Source organism: Frigidibacter sp., from assembly GCF_030695035.1.
Taxonomy (GTDB): Bacteria; Pseudomonadota; Alphaproteobacteria; order Rhodobacterales; family Rhodobacteraceae; genus Frigidibacter.
This window is the reverse complement of record NZ_JAUYTT010000002.1, coordinates 133,727-156,783: the sequence shown is the minus strand read 5'-3', so window position 1 is coordinate 156,783 and position 23,057 is coordinate 133,727. Positions and strand designations below refer to the sequence as shown.

At 68.6% G+C, this 23,057-nt stretch carries 20 protein-coding genes; 5 read left to right on the top strand and 15 right to left on the bottom strand.

Annotation, left to right across the window (positions count from 1 at the left end; translation table 11 throughout):
* Positions 1-74: 74 nt before the first annotated feature.
* Positions 75-845: a GH25 family lysozyme gene (locus Q8S30_RS01890; protein WP_305664336.1), complete on the top strand. Its 771-nt coding sequence runs from the start codon at positions 75-77 to the stop codon at positions 843-845.
* 49 nt (positions 846-894) lie between these two features.
* On the opposite strand, the gene Q8S30_RS01885 is transcribed toward Q8S30_RS01890, so the two are convergent.
* From Q8S30_RS01885 to Q8S30_RS01875, 3 genes are all read right to left on the bottom strand, one after another.
* Positions 895-3,396, bottom strand: coding sequence for an FAD-dependent oxidoreductase (locus tag Q8S30_RS01885; RefSeq protein WP_305664335.1), 2,502 nt, complete (start codon positions 3,394-3,396; stop codon positions 895-897).
* 118 nt (positions 3,397-3,514) lie between these two features.
* Positions 3,515-4,963, bottom strand: a complete 1,449-nt coding sequence (locus tag Q8S30_RS01880) for a glycosyltransferase family 39 protein (RefSeq protein ID WP_305664334.1) — start codon at positions 4,961-4,963, stop codon at positions 3,515-3,517.
* Positions 4,964-5,348: 385 nt separating this feature from the next.
* A complete protein-coding gene (locus tag Q8S30_RS01875) occupies positions 5,349-6,335 on the bottom strand; it encodes a D-glycerate dehydrogenase (RefSeq protein ID WP_305664333.1) in 987 nt (328 codons plus the stop codon).
* A gap of 328 nt (positions 6,336-6,663) precedes the next feature.
* On the opposite strand from Q8S30_RS01875, the gene Q8S30_RS01870 reads away from it, so the two are divergent.
* Together Q8S30_RS01870 and Q8S30_RS01865 are read left to right on the top strand one after the other, a co-directional pair.
* A complete protein-coding gene (locus Q8S30_RS01870; RefSeq protein ID WP_305664332.1) occupies positions 6,664-7,266 on the top strand; it encodes an SH3 domain-containing protein in 603 nt (200 codons plus the stop codon).
* 52 nt (positions 7,267-7,318) lie between these two features.
* Entirely contained in the window at positions 7,319-8,200 is an 882-nt protein-coding gene (locus Q8S30_RS01865; protein ID WP_305664331.1) for a cation diffusion facilitator family transporter, read from the top strand.
* Positions 8,201-8,307: 107 nt separating this feature from the next.
* Here Q8S30_RS01865 and Q8S30_RS01860 read toward each other — a convergent pair whose 3' ends face one another.
* The 8 genes from Q8S30_RS01860 to Q8S30_RS01825 form a co-directional block, all read right to left on the bottom strand.
* The gene (locus Q8S30_RS01860) at positions 8,308-10,335 is read right to left on the bottom strand and encodes a M3 family metallopeptidase (protein ID WP_305664330.1); all 2,028 of its coding nucleotides are present in this window, start codon (positions 10,333-10,335) and stop codon (positions 8,308-8,310) included.
* A 54-nt stretch (positions 10,336-10,389) separates the two neighbouring features.
* Complete coding sequence (locus Q8S30_RS01855; protein WP_305664329.1) at positions 10,390-11,181, bottom strand: amino acid ABC transporter permease; 792 nt, start codon at positions 11,179-11,181, stop codon at positions 10,390-10,392.
* A 19-nt stretch (positions 11,182-11,200) separates the two neighbouring features.
* Positions 11,201-11,977: a transporter substrate-binding domain-containing protein gene (locus Q8S30_RS01850; RefSeq protein WP_305664328.1), complete on the bottom strand. Its 777-nt coding sequence runs from the start codon at positions 11,975-11,977 to the stop codon at positions 11,201-11,203.
* A gap of 400 nt (positions 11,978-12,377) precedes the next feature.
* Positions 12,378-13,430: a HesA/MoeB/ThiF family protein gene (locus tag Q8S30_RS01845; RefSeq protein WP_305664327.1), complete on the bottom strand. Its 1,053-nt coding sequence runs from the start codon at positions 13,428-13,430 to the stop codon at positions 12,378-12,380.
* A complete protein-coding gene (dut, locus tag Q8S30_RS01840) occupies positions 13,427-13,912 on the bottom strand; it encodes a dUTP diphosphatase (protein ID WP_305664326.1) in 486 nt (161 codons plus the stop codon). The genes Q8S30_RS01845 and dut overlap by 4 nt, the downstream gene beginning before the upstream one ends.
* Positions 13,909-15,111, bottom strand: coding sequence for a bifunctional phosphopantothenoylcysteine decarboxylase/phosphopantothenate--cysteine ligase CoaBC (gene coaBC / locus Q8S30_RS01835; RefSeq protein ID WP_305664325.1), 1,203 nt, complete (start codon positions 15,109-15,111; stop codon positions 13,909-13,911). Before coaBC ends, dut begins: the two co-directional genes overlap by 4 nt.
* A 112-nt stretch (positions 15,112-15,223) precedes the next feature.
* Complete coding sequence (locus Q8S30_RS01830) at positions 15,224-16,030, bottom strand: ChaN family lipoprotein (protein ID WP_305664324.1); 807 nt, start codon at positions 16,028-16,030, stop codon at positions 15,224-15,226.
* The gene (locus Q8S30_RS01825) at positions 16,027-16,905 is read right to left on the bottom strand and encodes an RNA polymerase factor sigma-32 (protein WP_305664323.1); all 879 of its coding nucleotides are present in this window, start codon (positions 16,903-16,905) and stop codon (positions 16,027-16,029) included. The genes Q8S30_RS01830 and Q8S30_RS01825 overlap by 4 nt, the downstream gene beginning before the upstream one ends.
* Before the next feature lie 237 nt (positions 16,906-17,142).
* Between Q8S30_RS01825 and Q8S30_RS01820 the strand changes: the two genes are divergently transcribed.
* Complete coding sequence (locus tag Q8S30_RS01820; RefSeq protein ID WP_305664322.1) at positions 17,143-18,015, top strand: glutathione S-transferase; 873 nt, start codon at positions 17,143-17,145, stop codon at positions 18,013-18,015.
* A 75-nt stretch (positions 18,016-18,090) separates the two neighbouring features.
* Entirely contained in the window at positions 18,091-19,605 is a 1,515-nt protein-coding gene (locus Q8S30_RS01815; RefSeq protein ID WP_305664321.1) for a YifB family Mg chelatase-like AAA ATPase, read from the top strand.
* Here the strand turns inward: Q8S30_RS01815 and Q8S30_RS01810 are convergent.
* From Q8S30_RS01810 to rsmI, 4 genes are all read right to left on the bottom strand, one after another.
* Positions 19,571-20,500: an alpha/beta hydrolase gene (locus Q8S30_RS01810; protein ID WP_305664320.1), complete on the bottom strand. Its 930-nt coding sequence runs from the start codon at positions 20,498-20,500 to the stop codon at positions 19,571-19,573. The two genes, Q8S30_RS01815 and Q8S30_RS01810, sit on opposite strands and share 35 nt — an antisense overlap.
* Entirely contained in the window at positions 20,500-21,477 is a 978-nt protein-coding gene (gene gshB, locus Q8S30_RS01805; protein ID WP_305664319.1) for a glutathione synthase, read from the bottom strand. The genes Q8S30_RS01810 and gshB overlap by 1 nt, the downstream gene beginning before the upstream one ends.
* A 79-nt stretch (positions 21,478-21,556) precedes the next feature.
* Positions 21,557-21,913 (bottom strand): YraN family protein, encoded by a 357-nt coding sequence (locus Q8S30_RS01800; RefSeq protein ID WP_305664318.1) that lies wholly within the window; start codon positions 21,911-21,913, stop codon positions 21,557-21,559.
* Between the two features lie 29 nt (positions 21,914-21,942).
* On the bottom strand, positions 21,943-22,959 hold the full coding sequence (gene rsmI / locus Q8S30_RS01795; protein WP_305664317.1) for a 16S rRNA (cytidine(1402)-2'-O)-methyltransferase: 1,017 nt from the start codon (positions 22,957-22,959) through the stop codon (positions 21,943-21,945).
* Positions 22,960-23,057 lie beyond the last annotated feature (98 nt).

Genomic DNA, 23,057 nt, shown 5'->3' with positions numbered 1-23,057 from the left:
GCCCCCCCTCCGGCAAAGTCGCAAAAAAGTGAGGCGCGGCCGAATGGCCCGCAGGCTGGATGCAGGGGCAGCGGATGCGCGGATGGATCAGGGGGCTGGCGGTCATCGCCGTGGCGGCGATCGTGGCGGCTTGTGGGGGCGGTCAGCATCCGCAGGGCATTCCGCCGCAATTCGGCGATGCCGCGCCGCATCCCTGGTATGGCCGCACCCCTGCGGGATATGAGGTGCATGGCATCGACGTATCGCGCTGGCAGGGCAATATCGACTGGTATGGCGTCGCCTCGGGCGGGGTGTCCTTCGCCTGGATCAAGGCGACCGAGGGCGGCGACGTGGCCGACCCGATGTTCCGCGCCAACTGGGAGGGGGCACGCCGCGCCGGCCTGCCGCGCGGCGCCTATCACTTCTACTACTTCTGCCGCACGGCGCAGGAGCAGGCGGCCTGGTTCATCCAGAACGTCCCGGCCGAGCGGGGCGCCCTGCCCCCGGTGCTGGATATGGAATGGACGCGGTCCCGCAACTGCCCCGGCCGCCCCTCACCCGAGTGGATCCGCACCGAGGCGCAGATCTTCATGGCGATCATCACACAGCATTACGGCACGCGGCCCGTGGTCTACACCACGGTGGATTTCTTCCGCGAGAACGAGATGTGGCGGCTGAACGGGGTGGAGTTCTGGCTGCGCTCCGTCGCCGGGCACCCCGATCAGGTCTATCCGGGGCATGACTGGACGTTCTGGCAGTACACCGGCACCGGCCTCGCGCGCGGCGTTTCCCGCGAGGTGGACCTGAACGCCTTCGGCGGCTCGCGCCAGCAATGGTCGCGCTGGCTGGCCCGGCGCAGTCAGTAAGGGGGGCCGAAGCCCCCCTTCTGCAGGGGTGTCCGGGGCTCGCGCCTCTTCAGCCGTCCTGGCGGATGCGGGCGTTGGTCGGATCGAACGGGCTATCCTCCACCACCTCGGCATCCCACAGCTCGCGCAGCATCCGCACCTTCAGCTTCTGCCCGGTGACGGCAAGGTCGGGGCGGACATAGCCCATGCCGATCTGCTTGCCGAAACCCACCGACCAGCCACCCGAGGTCAGGCGGCCGATCTTGGTGCCGTCATGCAGCAGCGCCTCTTTTCCCCAGGGGTCGCAATCGGCGGGGCCGTCGATCAGCAGCGTTACGCATTTGCTGCGGATGCCGGTGTCCAGCATTGCCTGCTTGCCGTGGAAGTCCTTGGACAGGTCCACGAAGCGGTCCAGCCCGGCCTCCAGCGGGGTCGCGTCGCGGCCAAGCTCGGTGCCGAAGGCGCGATAGGATTTCTCCTGCCGCAACCAGTTCTGGGCGCGGGCACCGACCAGCTTCATGCCGTGCTTGGCACCGGCGGTCTGCAGCTGGTCCCAGAGATAGGCCGACATCTCGATCGGGTGGTGCAGCTCCCATCCCAGCTCGCCGGTATAGGCGACGCGGATCGCGCGCACAGGGCACATGCCAAGCTCGATATTGCGCATGGTCAGCCAGGGGAAGCGCTTGTTGGACAGCACGGTTTCGGGCACCGCATCGCGCACCAACTCATTCAGGATCGCGCGGGAGTTGGGGCCGGCGAGAGCGAAGACGCCCCATTGCGTGGTGACGTCATGGATGTCGAGGTAGCCGCCGCCGGCGCCCATGAAATCCTCGGCCGCCTGTTTCAGATAATCTGCATCATAGGCCGTCCAGGCCCCGGCAGAGACCAGATAGTATTCATTTTCCGACAAACGGACGATTGTGTATTCCGTCCGCGTGGTCCCGGTGGCCGTCAACGCATAGGTCAGGTTGATGCGGCCGATGGCGGGCAGCTTGTTGCAGGTGAAGTGGTCGAGGAACGCCGTAGCCCCCGGGCCGCGCACCAGATGCTTGGTGAAGGCGGTCGCGTCGATCAGGCCTGCGGTCTCGCGCAGCGCCTCGGCCTCGGCCCTGGCATAGTCCCACCACGCCCCGCGGCGGAAGCTGCGGGAGTCATGGTCGAAGCTGGAGGGCGCATCGAGCGGGCCATAGTAGTTCGGCCGCTCCCACCCGTTCACCTGGCCGAACTGCGCGCCAAGCGCCTTTTGCCGGTCATAGACGGGCGCGGTGCGCAGCGGGCGGCAGGCTTCGCGCTCTTCATCCGGGTGATGCAGGACGAAGACATGCTCATAGCATTCCTCGTTCTTGCGGGCCGCGTACTCGGTCGTCATCCAGCTGCCGTAGCGCTTGGGGTCGAGGCTGGCCATGTCGATCTCGGCCTCGCCTTCCGTCATCAGCTGGGCGAGGTAATGGCCGGTGCCGCCTGCCGCGGTGATGCCGAAGCTGAACCCCTCGGCCAGCCACATGTTGCGCAGGCCCGGCGCCGGGCCGACCAGCGGGTTGCCATCGGGGGTGTAGCAGATCGGGCCGTTGAAATCGTCCTTCAGACCCACGGTTTCCGACGAGGGAATCCGGTGGATCATGCTCATGTATTCCTCCTCGATCCGCTCCAGATCCAGCGGGAAGAGGTCGGCGCGGAAGCTCTCCGGAACATCGTAGAGGAAGCGGGCCGGGGCATTGCGCTCATAGGGGCCGAGGATCCATCCGCCGCGTTCTTCGCGCACATACCATTTGGCATCGGCATCGCGCAGCACCGGATGCTCGGCATTGCCGGCCTTGCGCCAGGCGGCCAGCATCGGGTCGGGTTCGGTGACGATATACTGGTGTTCCACCGGGATCGCGGGGATCTTCAGCCCCAAGAGCCGTGCGGTGCGCTGCGCGTGGTTTCCCGTCGCTGTCACCACATGCTCGGCCCGGATCTCGAAGGCTTCCTCGGACGCGACCAGCATCCCGCCCTTTTCCACCATCTTGTGGCCGCGCACGATCCACTCGGACCCGGTCCATTCATAGCTGTCGACCTGCATCCGCCGCACGATCTCGGCCCCGTGCTGGCGCGCGCCCTTGGCCATGGCCTGCGTCACGTCGGCGGGGTTGATGTAGCCGTCCTGCGGGTGGAAGAGGGCGCCCTTCAGGTCTTCGGTCCGCACCAGCGGCCAGCGCTCCTTGATCTGCGCGGGGGTCAGGAATTCGTGATAGACATCGGCGGTTTCGGCAACCGAGGAATACAGCATGTATTCATCCATCCGCGCATCGGTCTGCGCCATGCGCAGGTTGCCGACCACCGCGAAGCCGGCATTGAGCCCGGTTTCCGCCTCCAGCGTCTTGTAGAAATCGACGCTGTATTTGTGGATGTGGGTGGTGGCATAGCCCATGTTGAACAGCGGCAGCAGCCCCGCCGCGTGCCAGGTGGAGCCAGAGGTCAGCTCGTCCCGCTCCAGCAGCATCGTGTCCCAGCCGGCCTTGGCGAGGTGATAGGCGATCCCGTTTCCGACGGCGCCGCCGCCGACGACCAGGGCACGAACATGGGTTTTCATCGGGCGACTCCTGAAGCGCTGTTTGCCCACGAATGCCAGAACAGCGGAATTTCAGGACGGCGCGCCCGACATCTGCGGGACGAAAACGACATGATGCGCGATTGCGCCGCAGCGCGGCTTAGGGACGCGCCACCAGCCGGGCGGAAAGCGCCAGGGTTTCGGCGTCGGTGAAGCGGTAGGGCACGCGGAAATCGAGGCTGTCCAGCACCTGCACCGCCTCCGGCTCGGGCCAGCCGCTGCGTCCCAGATTGTTCTCAAGGCTCAACGTACCGCGAAGCAGCACCAGCACCGGCGTTCCGGGTGCAGGCGGCGACTGGGTGGGCAGGAACGGCTCCACCCGCCAGCCGGGATTGCGCAAGGCCAGATTGCCGCCGACGTAGAAGTCGGCTAGGATCGGCGTCGTTTCCGGGTTGAAGCGGGCCAGCGCCGCCTCGACATCGGCAAAGTCCACCGCACCGCGCGCCGAGCCATAGAGCCGCGCGCCGGCCATGCCCACCACCGTCAATGCCGCAAGCGCCGCCACGCCCCCCACCAGCCCGCGGAAGGCGGCGGGCCGTGCCATCGCCACGGCGCGGATCATCAGCGGCGGCGCGGCCAGCACGAAGACCGGCAGCAGCCAGCGCGCGGTTACATGGGTGGCCCCGGCGATGACCACCCCGATCAGGAACAGGGCAAAGGAGAACAGTGCGGCGCGGGTCAGCAGGCGCACGAAGGTCTCTCCGGGCTCGGTCAGAGGCGGCGCACTACGGTCACGCATCCCGAAGCCGAGGCCCGCCGCGACCAGCGCCGCCAGCACCATCTCTGCCGCGAATCCGCCGAAACTGTCGCCCAGGCCGGTCAACCAGGGCATGGCATCCGTCGCCGCCTTGCCGACCGTCAGCTTGTAGCCCGAAGCGAAGGCAAGTTCGGGATGGCGTAACATCCACAGGGCCGGCACAGCGACGATGGCCAGCGCGACCGCCAGCGTGGCAAGGAGGCGCCGGTCGGCCAGCCGCGCCCGCATCTGCGGCAGGGTCAGCCCCGCCAGCGCCAACGCGACCGGAACCAGCGCATAGTTGTATTTCGACAGCAGGCCGAGGCCGATCACCAGCCCCAGCAGCAGGTAATCGACGATCCGCCCCCGGCGCAGCAGGCTGGATGCCGCCGCCAGCGTCGCCGCGATCAGCAGGATCAGCGCGACGGAATGGGTGGTGGCGCGCTGCGATTCCCAGAACACATCGGGCAGCAGAGCGAGGCCAAGCGTGCCGCTGACCGCCAGCCGGAAAGTCAGCAACGGGCGCAGCGCGGCAAAGACCAGCGCATAGGTGCCGAACAGCATCAGGTTCTTGACGACGGCCAGCGCAAAGGCGGTCTTGCCGAAGATCGCAAAGCTTGCCGCCTGAACCCAGCCGTAAAGCGGGAGCTGCGGGCCATAGCCCAGCCGGAACCCGTGGGTCAGCAGCACCATTTCCGCCTCGTCCGTCTCCAGCGCGCCGCCAAGCGCCAGCCGCAGCGCGAATTGCAGCGCGAAGTAGCCTGCCAGCAGCGCGAGGAAGATCCGCGTGCCCTGCCCGTTGTCTTGGTCCATCTACCCGCCCTGCCTGCGCCCTGTAATCGCGGCCAGTTTCGCATCCCGCGGCGGGGAGCGCCAGCCCATGGGGAGGTGGGTGCCTCAGAACGATTGTCGCCGAGCTCTGTAGGCTTGGCACCCCGGCGCGATCAGGGGACTTGCCAGTGGCAAGTCACCCGCGCCGGTTGCCCGGAGGCGTGAGCCGGAGGGCAAGGGGTGAAGACATGGGCCCGAATGGTGCCAAATTCTGATGGGACCGCCCCAGTGGGCACGAATGTGCCCGCCCATGCGGGGGCGGGCACAGCAGAATTTCGTCGACGGCCGAAATTCTGCAAGCATCTGTGCGACGGCTGCGAGGGCGCACCTGTTGGCCTATTCGTTGTAGAGCTTCGGGGCGCTTAGCTCACAGCAACCCCGGCACAACCAGATCCGGCGGGCGGTGGCCATCGGCGAAGGTCTTGATGTTGATGATGACCTTCTCGCCCATCTCCACCCGGCCCTCGACGGTCGCGGAGCCCATATGCGGCACAAGCACCACATTTGGCAGCTCGCGCAGGCGGGGGTTGATCTCATGCCCATGTTCGAACACGTCGAGGCCGGCGCCCGCGATCTCGCCCGCGCGCAGCATCCGGGTCAGGGCATTCTCGTCGATCACCTCGCCGCGCGAGGTGTTGACCACCACCGCCGTCGGCTTCATCAGCTTCAGCCGCCGCGCGTTCAGCAGATGGAAGGTCGAGGGCGTGTGCGGGCAGTTGACCGACACCACATCCATCCGCGCCAGCATCTGGTCGAGGCTTTCCCAATAGGTCGCCCCCACCTCTGCCTCTACCTCGGGGCGCAGGCGCTTGCGGTTGTGGTAGTGGATCTGCATCCCGAAGGCCTGCGCCCGCCGCGCCACGGCAAGCCCGATCCGGCCCATGCCGAGGATGCCGAGCCGCCGCCCGCCGACGCGGCCGCCCAGAAAGGCGGTCGGCGACCAGCCCTGCCATTTGCCGTCCTGCATCACCGCCATCCCTTCCGGGATCCGCCGCGTGACCCCAAGGATCAGCGCCATCGCCATGTCGGCGGTATCGTCGGCCGAAACCCCGGGCGTGTTCGACACCAGCACCCCGCGCTGGCGGGCGCTGGAGACGTCGATATGGTCCACCCCCGCGCCGAAATTGGCGATCAGCTTCAGCTTCTCGCCGGCCTGCGCCAGCATGTTCGCGTCGATATGGTCGCTGAGCGTCGGCACCAGCACATCGGCGCGGCGCATCGCGGCGGCCAGATCCTCGCGCGTCATCCGGGCGTCGGTTTCGTTCAGCTCGACGTCGAACAGCTCCTTCATCCGGGATTCCACAACCTCGGGCAGGCGCCGGGTCACCACGACGCTGAGTTTTTGCTTCGACATGTCGGTCTTCCGCTCGTCAGGGGTCTCGGGGGCGCCGTCTGCGTCATGTTGCAGTGCAGCAGGCGGGTTTGCACCGCATTACTCGCGCAATATTATTGCGATTTCAAGGGGAAAACTTAGCAAAAACGTCGCGGCATACTGCCCTGCTGCGGCCTGTTGGCGCTGCAAGGCCACACCTGACCGGGCATCGCGCCGCATCTGGGCCCCGGCGCTGGCCTTTCGGCGCCCCGCATGGTCTGATCGGCGCAAAGAGGATGCGGCCGGGTCCGGCGCGACATCCCGAAACCGAGGCAGACCAGATCGTGGCAAAGACGGGCGGGCGGCAGGCATGACCATGCGGGCTGGACAGGAATTTCTGGCAATAGCGGCAATTCTGGCGGCCTTGTTCGGGCCGGCGGGCGCCGCACAGGCGCAAGACGGCACTGCCGTGCTGCAAGATGCGGCGGTGGAGCCGGAGCTTGACCTTGACGCCGCGGTGGAGGCGTCGGTCGCCACGGCTGATGGCCGCGGCCCCGTCACCAACCTGCCCATGCCGCGTTTCGTGTCGATGAAAGCCTCAGAGGGCAATGCCCGGCGCGGCCCGTCCCTCTCGCACCGGATCGACTGGGTCTTCCGCCACCGCGACATGCCGCTGCGGGTAACGGCCGAGTTCGGCCATTGGCGCCGGGTCGAGGATCGTGACGGCGCGGGCGGATGGGTGCATTACTCGCTGATCTCGGGCGTGCGGACCGTGGTTGTCAGTGCCGAGACCGCGGACCTGCGCGCCCGCGACAATGCAGCGGCGCCCGTTCAGGCCCGGGCCATGGCCGGGGTGATCGCGCGGCTGGAGCAATGCGGGCCGGACTGGTGCAGGATCAATGCCGGCGGCCAGAAGGGCTGGGTCCAAAAATCCGCGCTTTGGGGCGTGGACGCCGACGAACTGGTCGAATAGTCCGGCGGTCCGCGGCAGAGTGGCTGCACGGACCCGACTCGAAGGACCCCCCATGGCCAAGAACCCCACGCTGCGCCTGAACCTGTCGGCCGGCCTCGCCTCGGTATCCGTGGCGACGGTGCTGGTCCTGGTCAAGCTCTGGGCGCTCTCGGCGACCGGGGCGCTGTCGATTGCAGCCTCGCTGGCCGACAGCGCGATGGACCTGATGGTGTCAGTTGCCGGGCTCGCGGCGATGATCTACGCCGCACGCCCGCCGGATGAGGACCATGCCTTTGGGCATTCGTCCGCCGAGGATCTGGTGGCCCTCGGGCAGTCGATCTTCATCGCCGTGTCGGGCATCGTCATCGGCTGGGCCGCCGCGGCGCGGCTGCTGTCGGACGCGCCCGAACCGCTGGAGGCGCAGGCCGAGGGCATCGCGGTGATGACCTTCTCCATCGTGCTGACGGTGGGGCTGGTGCTCTGGCAGCGCCGGGTGGCGCGGCGCACCCGCAGCCGGGTGGTGGCTGCAGATTCGCTGCATTATCTGGGCGACCTGCTGCCCAATATCGGCGCGATCCTGGCGCTGTGGGCCTCGGCGCGGTTCGGGCTGGGACAGATCGATTCCGTGGTGGCGCTGGCGGCGGGGGCGGGCATGGTGCTGGGGGCCACGCGCATCGGCAAGGGCGCCTGGGACGCGCTGATGGACCGCGCCGCAGATCCCGAGCTGGTGGCCGGCATCGGCGAGCTCGCCCGCGCCTGGCCCGAGGTGCGGGGGTTTCATGACCTCAAGACCCGCACCGCCGGCAGCCGGGTGTTCGTGCACCTGCATATCGAGCTCGATGGCGATCTGACACTGCGCGAGGCGCATGACATCGGCGCCGGGCTGCGACGCACGATCCTGCTGGCCTATCCGCAATGCGACGTGATCATCCACAAGGATGTGGCGCGGGTGTGACTGTCAGAGGCGGGGGCCGTCTGCCCCCGCCCCGAAACGAAGAAGCGGGGGGCCTTCTGCCCCCCGCGCCCCCCGAGGATATTTAGGCAAAGAAGAGGGGGAAAGACTCAGGCTGCGTCGAGCAGGCCGCGGCCTTTCAGCAGCGCCTCCACGCCCGGCAAGCGGCCGCGGAAGGCGGTGTAGAGGGCTTCGGCCTCTTGCGAGCCCCCGGCGGAGAGGATGAACTTCTCCAGCTTCGCCGCGGTTTCGGGGTCGAACACGTCGCCGGTTTCCTCGAAGGCGGCGAAGGCGTCGGCGTCCATCACCTCGGACCACATGTAGCTGTAATAGCCCGAGGAATAGCCGTCGCCCGAGAAGACATGGGTGAAATGCGGCGTGGCGTGGCGCATCGGGATTGCGTGGGGCAGGCCCAGATCGGCCAGTACCCGCGCCTGCATCTCCATCGGATCGGCCGGGGCGGCGCCTTCGTGGAAGGCGAGGTCCACCAGCGCCGAGGCGACATATTCCACCGTCGAGAAGCCCTGCCCATAGGTGCTGGCGGCCAGCAGCCGGTCCAGCATGTCCTGCGGCATCGGCGCGCCGGTCTGCCAGTGGCGGGCGTGTTTTTCCAGCACCTCGGGCACTTCCAGCCAATGTTCGTAAAGCTGGCTTGGCAGCTCGACGAAGTCGCGCGCGACCGAGGTGCCGGAGATCAGCGGATAGGTCACGTCCGACAGCATCTGGTGCAGCGCATGGCCAAATTCGTGGAAGAGGGTGCGCGCATCGTCATAGCTCAGCAGCGCCGGGTCGGCCTTGGCGAAGTTGCACACGTTGACCACCACGGGGCGCACCTCGCCCCCCAGCTTGCGCTGGCTGCGGAAGGAGGAGCACCAGGCGCCGGAGCGTTTGGAGCCGCGGGCGAAGTAGTCGCCGATGAAGACGGCCATGTGGCGGCCCTTGCGGGTCACCTCCCAGGCGCGGGCGTCGGGGTGGTAGAGGGGCGTGTCGAGTTCCCGGAACTCCAGCCCGAACAGGCGGCTGGCCACGTCGAACTGCGCGCCGATCATCGCGTCGAGCGAGAGGTAGGGCTTCAGCGCCGCCTCATCCAGATCATGCTCGGCGCGGCGGCGGCGTTCGGAGTAGTAGCGCCAGTCCCAGGCCTCGAGCGCGCCGTTGATGCCATCGCGGTGCATCATCCCCTCAAGGATCGCCGCATCAGCTTCCGCCTTGGCGCGGGCCGGGGTCCAGACCTGCATCAGGAGGCCCCGCACCGCGGCCGGGGTCTTGGCCATTTCCGGCTCCAGCTTGTAGGCGGCGAAGCTGTCATATCCCAACAGCTTGGCACGCTCCCCGCGCAGGGCAAGGATCTCGGCGGCGACGGCGCGGTTGTCGGTCTCGCCGCCCGAGGCGCCGCGGGCGCCCCAGGCCGCGAAGGCGATCTCGCGCAGGTCGCGGCGGGGCGAGAATTGCAGGAACGGCACGATCAGCGAGCGGTTCAGGGTCAGCACATGGCCCTCCTGCCCGCGTTCGGTGGCGGCGGCCTTGGCGCTGGCGATCACGAAATCGGGCAGGCCCTCCAGATCGGCCTCGGCCAGCGGCATCGACCAGCCGCGCTCATCCGCCAGCACGTTCTGGCTGAAGCGGGTGGAGAGGACGGCGAGGCGCTGTTTCACCGCGGCCATGCGGGTAGCCGCCTCGCCCTGAAGCTGCGCGCCGGCGCGGATGAACATCCGGCGGTAAAGGTCCAGAACCCTTGACTCTTCGGCGTTGAGTCCAAGGCCATCGCGCCGCTGCCACAGATCCTCGATCCGCGCAAAGAGCCCGCGGTTCATGGTGACTTCGGAGGAGAAGGCCGACATCTTCGGGGCGAGGTCGCGCTGCAAAGCCTCGCGCGCGTCGGTGCTGTCGGCGCCGGCGAGGTTGTAGAAGACGCCTGCCACCCGGTCGAGCGTGGTCTCGGCCAGTTCCAGCGCAGCGATGGTGTTGGCGAAGGTGGCGGGCGCGGGGTCGCCGGCGATCTCAGTGATGCGGGCGCGGGCTTCGGCGAGGCCGGTCTCGAAGGCGGGGGCGAAGTCGTCATCGGTGATCGCGGCGAAGGGCGGCAGGTCGAACGCGCCGGTCCAGGGGGCGAGCAGCGGGTTGGCAGCATCGGTCATGGGGAAACTCCTTGTTGCCGCCAAGCTAGGCTCGGCCTGCGGCAAGGTCCAGCCTCAACCCCTGTTGCGAAGGCGCGCCTCCAGCCTTCGCAACAGCAAGGACAGGGTCAGTGTCATCGTCAGGTAGACCAGCGCAACCATGTTGTAGGTCTCGAAGTAGCGGAAGTTGCCGGCGGCGGCGACCTTGCCCAGCTGGGTCACATCCGCGACGCCAAGCACCGAGACCAGCGAGGAATCCTTCACCATCGCCACCAGGTCATTGCCAAGCGGCGGCAGGATCACCCGGAAGGCCTGCGGGAAGACCACCATGCGAAAGCGCATCCAACGGCCGAGGCCAAGGCTCTCGGCGGCCTCGATCTGGCCCGGGTCCACCGACTGCAGGCCCGCGCGGAAGATCTCGGCGAGGAAGGCGGAATAGGCGACCGTCAGCGCCAGAACGGCGCGCCACAAGAGGGGCACGTCGCGGGTCTGGAGCGGCGGCAGGCCAAGGTGGGCGGCCAGCCAGTTCCATCCGGCCACGGCCGCGGGCACCACCACGAAGGCCATGTAGAGCAGCAGCACCAGGATCGGGATGCCGCGCACCACCTCGATATAGAGCCGCGCCGCCTGCCGCAGGATCCGGTTCCGCGCCAGCACCGCCAAGGCCAGAAGCAGGCCAAGCGCGCAGGCCGAGAGGTAGGCAACCGCCGTCACCAGCAGCGTGACGCCGACGCCGCGCCACAGCAGCTGCAGCACCTGCCGCTGCACCGGGTCGGCGGAGGCCTGCCAGAACAGCCAGAGCCCGGCGGCCAGCACGAGGGCCAGCCACCAGGGAAACTCCTTGGCGGGGTCGCGGGGGGTCAGCATCGGTTTGGCTGCGGCGCGGTCACTCGCCCATCTTGAAGTCGAGGAACCAGCGGGTGTTGAGCGCCTCCAGCGTGCCATCGGCGGCCATCTCGGCAATCGCGGCATTGACCGGGGCGACCAGATCGGAGCCCTTGGGGAAGATGAAGCCGAAATCCTCGGTCCCCAGCGGGCTGCCGACCAGCTTCAGCGCGCCCTCGGAGGCCGCGACATAGCCGTTGCCCGAAGTGCCATCGGTCAGCACCAGATCGACATCGCCGGCCCTAAGCGCGGCGACGCCGGCGCCGAAGGTCTCGAACAGCTTGATCCGCGGGTTGGCCTCATCGCCGTCCAGCACCTCGTAGACGCCAACATAGAAGGGCGTGGTGCCGGGCTGTGCGGCCATCAGCAGGGCCTCGTCGGCAGCGAAACCGGCGGCGTCGGCAAAGCGGGTCTCGTCGCCGCGCACCATCATCACCATTTCCGAGCGCATGTAGGGGTCGGAGAAATCCACCATCTCCTTGCGGTCGTCGCGGATGGTGATGCCGGTCATGCCGATATCGTATTGCGCCTCGGAAATGGCGGGGATCATCGCGTCCCAGCTGGAATTTTCGTAGCGGACGGTCATGTTGAGGCGGCGCGCGACCTCGTCCATCGCGTCATATTCCCAGCCGACGGCCTTGCCCGACGTGTCGAGGAATTGCAGCGGCGGGTAGGCGTTTTCGGTGACGACCACGACTTCGCGGCCTGTGAGGTCGGGCAGGTCGGCAAGGGCGGGGGTGGCGAGCATGAGGGCAGCGAGGGCGGCGAGGCGGCGCATCGGGATCTCCTGTCGGGGACGGGGTTTGCGGGAAGGGTAGGCTTGGGGGCGCGGGCTGTCCAGCGGGGGAGTTGGGGATGACACCGCCCCCTCGTCGCCCTTGGCAATCTTCAAGCCATTTGATCGGGTGGGAAAAGGCGAGGCACTGCCTCGCCCCCGCCCGTGCGGGACCGTTCCCACGGAGCCGGTGGCCGCACGAGACCGTATGAGGACAGCGCCCGACCTGGCGGGCGAGAAGCGCCCGCCGAGGGCGGGGCGGGCGCTGGCCGGGGGCTTTGGGCCCCCGTCCGGTAACAGTGGAGACGGCAGCGCGTGGCGAAGGCGATGGCCTTCGCCAAGGAAATCGCTCAGCGGGCGAGCAGCAACCGCGCGGGCGATCTGGGCACCAGCAACACCCCCCTCACCCCGCCGGATGCACGCCCCCGCACACCGCACACCCTACCCGCCGTTTCAGCACCATCGTCCGGTTCTCGCCCCACAGCGCATCGTAGATCAGCAGCCGCCCGCGCAGGGACTGCCCGGCCCCGGTGATCTCCTTGATCGCCTCGGCCGCCATCATCGCCCCCACGACCCCCGGCAAGGCGCCCATCACCCCGGCCTCGGCGCAGGCGGGGGCGAGGCCCTCGGCCGGGGCTTCGGGGAAGATGCAGGCATAGCAGGGCGCGCCGCTTGCCGGGTCGAACAGGCCAAGCTGCCCCTCCCATTGCGCAATGGCACCCGAGATCAGCGGCTTGCCGGCCACCACTGCCGCAGCGTTTACCAGCAGGCGGGTGGGGAAATTGTCGGAGCCGTCGAGGATCAGGTCATAGTCGGCGAAGAGCGCGGGGGCCTCCTCGACCGTGAGGCGGCGGTTGTAGGGACGCACCGTCACGAAGGGGTTCAGCGCCGTCATCGCTACTTCAGCCGAGAACACCTTGGGCATCCCGATCCGCGCATCGGTATGGATCACCTGCCGCTGCAGGTTAGAGTTCGACACGGTATCGTCGTCGATCACCCCGATGGTGCCCACTCCCGCCGCCGCCAGATAGAGCAGCGCCGGCGAGCCGAGGCCCCCTGCCCCGACCACCAGCACCCGCGCGCCCTTCAGCCGCCGCTGCCCGGCACCGCCAACCTCGCGCAGCACGATATGGCGGGCGTAGCGGTCAAGTTCGGTGTCCGAGAACGGCCCGCTCGCGGGCTGCGCAGGGGCCGCAACCGAGCGCAGGGCGCCTTTGCGCAGGCGGCTGACGCCTGCCCGATACCCCAGCACCAGCACCGCGACGACGCCAAGCGCCAGCCAGCCGCGCAGGGTGCCGCCCGTGGCGCGCAGCAGGCCCGTACCCTCGGGCAGCACCAGATGCGCCAGCACCACCGCCAGCCACAGCAGCACCAGCATCAACCCGATCAGCCGCCGCGGCAGCCCGGTCCCATAGCCGACCGCCATCAGCGCCAGAGCGGCCAGCAGCACCGTCATCGCTTGCCCGTGGAGCCGAAGCCGCCCGCGCCCCGAGCGGTGTCGCCCAAGGCGTCGACGACCGCGAACCCGGCCTGCAGCACCGGCGCGACGACCAGTTGCGCGATCCGGTCGCCGTGCTGGATGGTGTAGGGCTCGGTGCCAAGGTTGATCAGCAGCACCCCCAGCGGCCCGCGATAATCGCTGTCGATGGTGCCGGGCGTGTTCGGCAGGCTGATCCCGTGCTTCAACGCCAGGCCGGAGCGGGGGCGGATCTGGATCTCATACCCCTCCGGGATCTCCACCCGGATCCCGGTCGGCAGCACCGCCCGCCGCATCGGATCGAGGATAAAGCCGGTCGCCCGATCCTCGGGCTTCAGGTTGGCGCGGATGTCGGCCCCGGCAGAACCTGCGGTTTCATAGCTGGGCAGCGGCACCCCGCGGTCGGCCCAGTCTTCCCACAGGACGGCGATTTGCGGCCCAGCCTTGTCTAAAGTCGTCATGCCAGCGCCTCGGCGATGCGGGCGGCGAGCTTGCGGGCCACGGCGTCCTTGGCCATGCGGGGCCATGTCTCGGCGCCGTCTGCCGTCAGCACCGTCACCGCATTTTCGCTTCCGCCCATGATGCCGGTGGCGGGCGAGACATCGTTGGCGACGATCCAGTCGCAGCCCTTGCGGGCGCGCTTGGCGCTGGCATGGGCAATCACGTCATCGGTTTCGGCGGCGAAGCCGACCACCAGCCGCGGACGGCCGATGGCAAGCTGGGAGATGGTGGCGAGGATGTCGGGATTCTCGGCAAAGGCCAGCGCTGGCGGGGTGCCGCTGCCATCCTTCTTCATCTTGCGGTCGGCGGCATTGGCGACACGCCAGTCGGCGACGGCGGCGGCAAAGACCGCGGCTTCGGCCGGCAGCGCCGCCTCCACCGCCGCCAGCATCTGCTGCGCCGTTTCCACCTTCACCACCGTCACGCCCTGCGGCGGCGGCACCGTGGCGGGGCCGGTCACGAAGGTCACCTTTGCCCCCAGATCGCGCAGCGCGGCGGCGAGCGCCGTGCCCTGCGCGCCGGAAGAGCGGTTGGCGATGTAGCGCACCGGGTCGATGGGCTCATGCGTGGGGCCGGAGGTGACGAGCACATGCCGCCCCGCCAGCGGGCCGGTGGAGCCGTTGAGCGCGGTTTCGATGGCCGCCACGATCTCCAGCGGTTCGGCCATCCGGCCCGGACCATACTCGCCGCAAGCCATGTCGCCATCGTTGGGGCCGACGGAGAGGATGCCATCGCCCGCCAGCACCGCGCGGTTGCGCACGGTCGCCGGGTGCTGCCACATCCGCACATTCATCGCCGGGGCGATCAGCACCGGCGTGTCGGTCGCCAGCAGCAGGGTCGAGGCCAGATCGTTGGCCAACCCGCCCGCCATCTTGGCCATCAGGTCGGCCGTCGCCGGGGCCACCACCACCAGATCGGCAGAGCGCGAGAGCTGGATATGGCCCATCTCGGCCTCGGCGGTCAGGTCGAAGAGGTCGCGGTGAACCTGCGCGCCGGCAAGGGCCGCCACCGACAGCGGCGTCACGAACTCCTCGGCCGCGCGGGTCAGCACCGGCGTCACCGAGGCCCCGCGCTCGCGTAGGCGGCGGATCAGGTCCAGCGCCTTGTAGGCGGCGATGCCGCCGCCGATGATCAGAAGGATGCGCTTGCCCGCCAGCATGATGGCCTCCGCCCCAAGGGTCCGCCAAGGATTAGGGGCGCGGGGCGCGGATGACAACGCCCGGGCAGCGATGGCGCGCGATTTCAGTTGCCCGGCCGCAGTGGCGGCCGATTCAGTTGAACGCGGCGCAGGGGTCTTCGCGCGGGGTGGGCTCGGTCACGAGCCACATATCGAAGGGCTGATCCGGCTCCGCCGCGCCCTCCGCCTCGATCTGCCCGACCGAGAGTACCGACATCTCCGGGGCAGCCACGGCCAGCGCGGCAGGAATGCCCCAGTCGCGGCGGGCATGGCCCGATCCGGCGATCACGGCGACCGGGCCGCCGGTCTCGGCCATTGCCTGCACCGCGGCGCGGGCCAATGCCGCATCGCGCAGCCGCTGCGCCTCGACCATGCCGGGCATCAGATCGGCCGGCATGGCATTGCAATGGGCTTCCATCTGTTCCGCTTCGCGCTCCGCCTGTTCAGCGGCGGGGAGCGGGGCGGTCAGGCCAAAACGTTCGGCATCACTCCCGAGGATCGCCGCGGCGCCTTCGCCAACCGCGCGGCGCACCTCATCCCGCGGCAGGGCGGCACCGTATACCTTGGCCTGCGGCGCGGCGGTGAAGATCGGGTGATACATGGCAAAATCGGGCCAACCCGAGGCCTCCCAGTCCAGCGCCGCGGCCAAGGCGGCGGCATCGCCCCGGTTGGCTTCGGTCACCAGGGCCGCCTGATCCGGCGTCAGCATCTCGAAGACCAGCGCAGTGGGGGCCAGCGCCGCGACCGCCTGCGCCTGATGGGCGTGGTGAACGGGGTTGTCATGCACCTCGCCCAGGATCACCACATCGGCGCGGAGATCGGCCAGCGCATCAGGTTGAATCTGCTCGGCAAACACCGGCGCGGCACAGACGCAGAGCGTCAGGATCAGGGCATGTCTCATGCGAGGAAGTGATGCACTTCCTGGCTTTGGGCTTCAAGGCTCTTGCGCATCTTGGCGAAGGCCTGCGCCTCGAGCTGGCGGATACGCTCTTTGGACAGGCCGAGTTCTTCCCCCAACGATTCCAGCGTCCGCGGCTCTGCCCGCAGCTTGCGCTCGCCGACGATGTAGCGCTCGCGCGGGGTCAGCGCGGCCATGGCCTTGCCCAGCCATATCCGCAGATGGCCCGCGTCATGCGCCTCGGCCACGGTCTCGGCGGCCTGCGGGCCGTCATCCTCCAGCGCCTCGATCCATTCGCGGCCCTCATCGTCCGAGGATTGCGTGGCGTTCAGCGAGAAGTCGGACCCGGCCAGCCGGCCCTCCATCATCTCGACATCATGCAGCGGCACGCCCACCTCCCGCGCGATGCGCTCGCGCAGCTGGTGCCCGTCCAGCCGTTCGCCCCGCGCCTCGGCCTCGCGCTCCAGCCGCGCCTGCACCCGGCGCATGTTGAAAAACAGCGCCTTCTGGCTGCTGGTCGATCCGGTTCGCACCATCGACCAGTTGCGCATCACATAGTCCTGGATGCTGGCCTTGATCCACCACACGGCATAGGTCGAAAAGCGCACGCCCCGGTCCGGGTCGAACTTGTCAGCGGCCTTCATCAGCCCCAGCCCCGCCTCCTGGATCAGGTCATTCATCGGCGCGCCATAGCGGCGGAACTTCGACGCCATCGAGATGGCAAGGCGCATATAGGCCGTGACCAGCCGGTGCAGCGCTGCCTCGTCCCGCCTGTCGCGCCAGGCGACGGCCAGTTGATGTTCGGTTTCGGCATCCAGAAGCTCCGCCTTCATCGCCCGGCGGGGCAGAATGCCATCAGAATATCCGTCCAGTGCCATGCGAGCTTCCCCTTCGTGTCTATCACGGGCGGTCGGGTCAGGCGGTGAATGCAGGAATCGGTCTCTTCTTTCCTGACTATGCGGGATACGTTTCCCGGGCAGAACCGGATCACGCAAAAGTTCATGCCCAAGGGCCGGTGGGCCATCACCGCGCGTGATGGAATGCCGCACGAACAGGCATTTCCCAACGGGCCGGGGGGCCGATAGGTTCCACCCAGTGCAGCAAAGGGAAACGCCATGACCTATCACCTCGCCATCGGCGATCGCACCTATTCCAGCTGGTCGCTACGCGGCTGGCTGCTGTTCGAGAAATTCGGGATCCCGGTGAGCGTGGAAACCGCGGTTCTGTACACCGATGAACTGCCGCGGCTACTGGCCCGCTATGCCCCGGCGCGACTGGTGCCGGCGATGCGGATGCCGGACGGCGTGGTGGTCGGCGAGACGCTGGCGATGGCCGAAACGCTGGCCGAGCGGCACCCCGAGGCGGGGCATTGGCCTGCCGATCCGGCGGCACGGGCGATGGCGCGGTGGCTTTGTGCCGAGATGCATGCAGGCTTCGGCGCGCTGCGCGGCGATTGCGCGATGAACCTGGCGAAGAGCTATCAGGACAGCGCCCCGCGGGCGGAGGTTCTCGCCGATCTGGCGCGGATCGAGGATCTGTGGGCTTGGGCGCGGGACCGCTTCGGCGCTGGCGGGCCGTGGCTGTTGGGCACCTACACTGCCGCGGACGCCTTCTTCGCCCCGGTCGCCGCCCGGATTGCCGGGTACAACCTTCCGGTGGGGCCCGCGTCGGCCGAGTATGTCGCGGCGCATCTGGCCGACCCTGCCTTCCGGCGCTGGCGGGCGATGGGGTGGGCGCAGCATCTGGAGCAGGCGGCCTATCGCAAGCCCTATGCCGAACGGCCTTGGCCCGGCCCTGCGCCGCTGGCCGCGACCGTGGCGGAGGGGCCTTCGGTGAACGCCGCCTGCCCCTATTCCGGCAAGCCGGTCACCGATTTCCTTGAGCTTCAGGGAAAGGTCTGGGGCTTCTGCAACCCCTTCTGCCGCGACAAGACTCTCGCGGACCCCGAGGTCTGGCCGAAGTTCATGGCGATGGTCGAAGCTGGTTGAGGCGGCGTTAACCATTCTTAAACCGATCCTTCCCTAAGGGTTAACGGCGGGGCCGTTGAGGGTGAGGGCGGGCATATGGTGGCACGGGCCTATACGGTGGCCTTCGAGGGGGTCGAGGCGCGCATCGTCGAGGTGCAATGTGCGCTGACCCCGGGCCTGCCGGCGTTCACTGTCGTCGGGCTGGCCGACAAGGCGGTGTCCGAAGCGCGGGAACGGGTGCGGGCGGCGCTTTCGGCCCTCTCCATCGCGCTGCCGTCCAAGAAGATCACCGTGAACCTGTCGCCCGCCGACCTGCCCAAGGAAGGCTCGCATTTCGACTTGCCGATCGCGCTGGCGCTGCTGGCCGCCATCGAGATCCTGCCGCGCGAGGAGGTCGAGAATACGGTGGCTCTGGGCGAGCTGTCGCTGGACGGGCGGCTGGTGCCGGTGATCGGCGCCCTGCCTGCCGCCATGGCCGCCGCCGCCGAGGGCCGGATGCTGATGTGCCCCAAGGCCTGCGGGGCCGAGGCCGCCTGGGTCGGCGCCACGCAGGTCATCGCCCCCGCCAGCCTGACCGAGGCGATCCGGCACTACACCGGCCAGTCCCCACTGCTGCCCGCCGCCCCCGGCGAGGTGGTGGCAGACACCGGCACCCGCGACCTGCGCGACGTGAAGGGCCAGGAACGCGCCCGCCGGGCGCTGGAGATTGCAGCGGCGGGACGGCACCATGTGCTGATGGTTGGCTCGCCCGGCTCTGGCAAATCCATGCTGGCGGCGCGGATGCCGGGGATCCTGCCGCCCCTGTCGGCAGCCGAGGCGCTGGAAACCTCGATGATCCACTCGCTGGCGGGCCTCCTGTCCGAAGGGGGCATCTCCCGCACCCGCCCCTACCGCGACCCCCACCACACCGCCTCCATGGCCGCGATCATCGGCGGCGGGCGCGGCGCGAAACCCGGAGAGATCAGCCTCGCCCATAACGGCGTTCTGTTCCTCGATGAGCTGCCGGAATTTCCCCGGCAGGTGCTCGAAACCCTGCGCCAGCCGCTGGAAACCGGCGAGGTGATGGTGGCCCGCGCCAATGCCCATATCCGCTATCCCTGCCGCTTCCTGCTGGTCGCCGCCGCGAACCCCTGCAAATGCGGCTATCTCGCCGATCCCGCCCGCGCCTGCGCGAGGGTGCCGAATTGCGGCGAGGATTACCTCGGCCGCATTTCCGGCCCGCTGATGGACCGCTTCGATCTGCGGGTCGAGGTGCCGCCCGTCGCCTATACCGACCTCGACCTGCCCGCGACCGGCGAGGGCTCCGCCGAGGTCGCATTGCGTGTCGCCGCCGCGCGCCACCTGCAAACGGCGCGCTATGCCGAGGTGCCCGGGGTACGCGTCAACGCCGACACCGAAGGCGCGGTGCTGGAGGCGGTGGCAACCCCCGATGCCGAGGGCCGGGCGCTGCTGTCGACCGTGGCGCAGCGCTTCGGCCTCTCGGCCCGCGGCTATCACCGGGTGCTGCGCGTCGCGCGCACCATCGCCGATCTGGAAGGGTCAGAGGCGGTGCGCAAACCGCATGTGGCCGAGGCGGTCAGCTTTCGGCTGACGCTGAGCGTGCCCGCGTGAGCCCCAGCCCGGCGCGGATTCCGGCCGCAGCGGCGCGAAGGGCCATTCGCGCCTCCGGCACCCAGCCGTCGAACAGCTGGCAGACATGCGGCGTGCCGGGCAGAACCTGCAGATCGACCGCAGCCCCAAAGCCGCGCAGCCGCTTTGCCAATCGCAACGTATCGTCCAGCAATATCTCGGTGCTGCCGACCTGCAAAAGCGTGGCGGGCGCGCCCGGAAACTCCGCGAACAGCGGCGAAGCCCCGGGATCACCCGCCACCTGCCCCTGCAGATACATCTGCGCCACATCCGCCAACCGAGCCGCTGGCAGCATCGGATCGGCGGCGGCATTCGTTCGGATCGACTCGCCAGATCCCGTCAGGTCCGACCACGGGGAAAACCCATAGGCAAACCCCGGCACCGTGCCCGCTGCACAAAGCCGCGCCAACAGCGCAAAGGCCAGCCCGCCCCCGGCACTGTCACCGCCCAGAGCAATCCGCCCCGGCGCATAGCCCCGCGCCAGCAGCCCGGCAAAGGCCGCCTCGGCATCTTCCAGCGCCGCGGGAAACGGATGCTCAGGTGCAAGCCGATAGGACGGCGCGAAGACCTCAAGCCCCGAGAGCCGCGACAACCGACCCAGCATCGCCTGATGCGTGCGCGGCGAGCCGGCCACATAGGCCCCGCCATGCAGATGCAAGATCGCGTGGGCCGGCGCCACCTGCCCGCTGGAGATGCGCAGCCCCGGCATGCGGCCGAGGGGCGCGTCCAGCACCAGCAAGTGCGGCGGCGGAAGGAAGGCCCACCGTGCGCCCCGCTCCATCATCGCCCGCGCCAGCACCGGGTCCTTCATCCGCGCCAGCACCGGCTTGTTGCCAAGCCGCAAGGCCGCGTTCAGCAGGGCTAGCCGCCGGCTCATCAGCCGGCGCGCTTCGCCTCGATCACCTGCCAGATCCGCTCGGCGGTGTTGGTGCCGTCGAAGCGCTCCAGCTCCTGGATCCCGGTGGGCGAGGTCACGTTGATCTCGGTCAGCCAGTCGCCGATCACGTCGATGCCGACGAAGACCTGGCCCTTTTCCTTCAGCACCGGGCCGATCCGCGCGCAGATTTCCAGATCGCGCGCCGTCAGCCCGATCTTCTCGGGCCGCCCGCCGACATGCATGTTCGACCGGGTCTCGCCCTCGGCCGGCACCCGGTTGATCGCGCCCACCGGCTCGCCATCCACCAGGATGATCCGCTTGTCGCCCTTGCTGACATCGGGCACGAATTTCTGCGCGATCAGCGGCTCGCGGCTCATCGAGGTGAAGAGCTCATGCAGGCTGGCGAGGTTGCGGTCATTGGGGTCCAGCCGGAACACCCCCGCCCCGCCATTGCCGTAGAGCGGCTTGAGGATGATATCGCCATGCGCCGCCTTGAAGGAGCGGATCGAGGCGAGGTCGCGGGCGATCAGCGTCGGCGGCGTCAGGTCGGGGAAGTTCAGCACCAGCAGCTTCTCGGGCGAGTTGCGCACCCAGAACGGGTCATTGACCACCAGCGTCGCCGGGTGGATCCGCTCCAGCAGATGCGTGGTGGTGATATAGCCCATGTCGAAGGGCGGATCCTGCCGAAGCCAGACCACATCCCAATCGGCCAGATCGATCTCGGTCTCGGCCCCCAGCGTGTAGTGGTTCCCCAGCTCGCGCCGCACTGTCAGCGGCCAGCCCCGCGCCAGCACCCGGCCCTCGCGGTAGGACAGCTTGTCGGGCGTATAGTAGAACAGCTCATGCCCCCGCGCCTGCGCTTCCAGCGCAATGCGGAAGGTGCTGTCCGCCTCGATATTGATCGGGCCGATCGGATCCATCTGGATCGCGACTTTCAGGCTTTTGGGCAAGCCTGTGGGCAGGGATGTCAGGGCCATGCGCGCCTCCTGTTTTGCTGCGCCCTTGATGGATCAGCGGCGCGGCAGTTGCAAGGAAGGCGCAGAGGCAGCCGCGCGGTCAGTAGTCCCCGAAGGCATTCTCGATGATGTCGATTCGGCCATAGCCATCGACCAGCGCCACATCGAAGCGCATCTCGGTATTCTGGCCCATCGGCTCACCGGCAACAAAGGCGGCGGCAGAGCGGCAGATCCGGTCCATCTGTCGGCGTGACAGGCGCTCGGCAGCCCGGGCGAAACTGGAGGATTTCTTGACCTCGATAAAGACCAGCCCGTTGCCTTCACGGGCGATCAGGTCGATCTCGCCGCCGGGGCCACGCCAGCGCTGCGCGGCAATCGGGCGGCCGCTGCGCTGGTAATGCGCAGCGACCTGAGCTTCGGCGGCCAGCCCGCCGTGATAGGAAACCTGCCCGCCCATGCCATCCTCCGCTGCGGCGCGGTTGCGCCCTACTCGTCATTCCCCAGCCGCAGCGCGGCCTGATAGACCTCGCGTTTGGGCAGGCCCAATGTCTCGGCCACCGCAGCCGCCGCATCCTTCAGCCGCATCCGGGTCAGCGCATCCTTCAGCGCCGCATCCAGATCCGCGCTATCGGCCTTGCGCCCGCGCGCCCGGTCGATCACCACCACGATCTCACCCTTCACGGAACGGTCCGCAAAATCGGCAGCCAGCGTGGCAAGCGGCCCGCGCGTCACCTCTTCGAAGCGTTTGGTCAGTTCCCGGCACACTGCCGCCTCCCTCTCGCCTCCGAAGCTTTGCACGAGGGCCCCTAACAAATCGCTAATGCGCTTTGGCGATTCATAGAGGATCACCGTCGCCGCCACCGGGGCCAAATCCTCGAGCCAGCGCAGCCGGGCGCTGGCCGTCGAGGGCGCGAAGCCCGCGAACAGGAACCGGTCCGAGGGCAGGCCCGAGACCGTCAGCGCCGCCAGCACCGCCGAGGGGCCGGGCGCGGCCAGAACCTTGTGGCCGGCCTCGATGGCAGCGCGGCCGAGCTGATAGCCGGGATCGGCGACCAGCGGGGTTCCGGCCTCGGACGCATAGGCGACGGACTTGCCCATCGCCAGCGCGCGCAGGATCCGCGGGCGCATCTGCTCACCGTTATGGTCGTGATAGGCGATGATCTGCCGGTCACCCAGCGGCACGCCGTGGATGTCCATCAGGTGGCGCAGCGTGCGGGTATCCTCGGCCGCGATCAGGTCGGCGCCGGCCAGAATGTCGAGCGCGCGCAGGGTGATGTCGCGCGCCGCGCCGATCGGGGTGGCGACGAAATGCAGCCCTGGCGCGATGGGTTTGAGCGCAGGGTTATGGGTGTGGCGCGGGCCGGGGCTCGCCTCCAGACTCGCCGCCGGTTGCGGGTCAGCCCCTGTCCCCTCGTCTGCCTCTACCCGGTCTTCGGTCGGTTCCGAAGACCCTGATCCGGGTTCGGACTCCGTCTGCGGCACGGGCGTTGCGTCGCCGGTCATGATCGCTCCAGTCCTGGTGCAAGTTGCCTTCCGATCCGGGAACGCATAGGTTCATCGCGCGTTGCCGCCCTGCCCAACCATGCCCGGGACCACAAGGA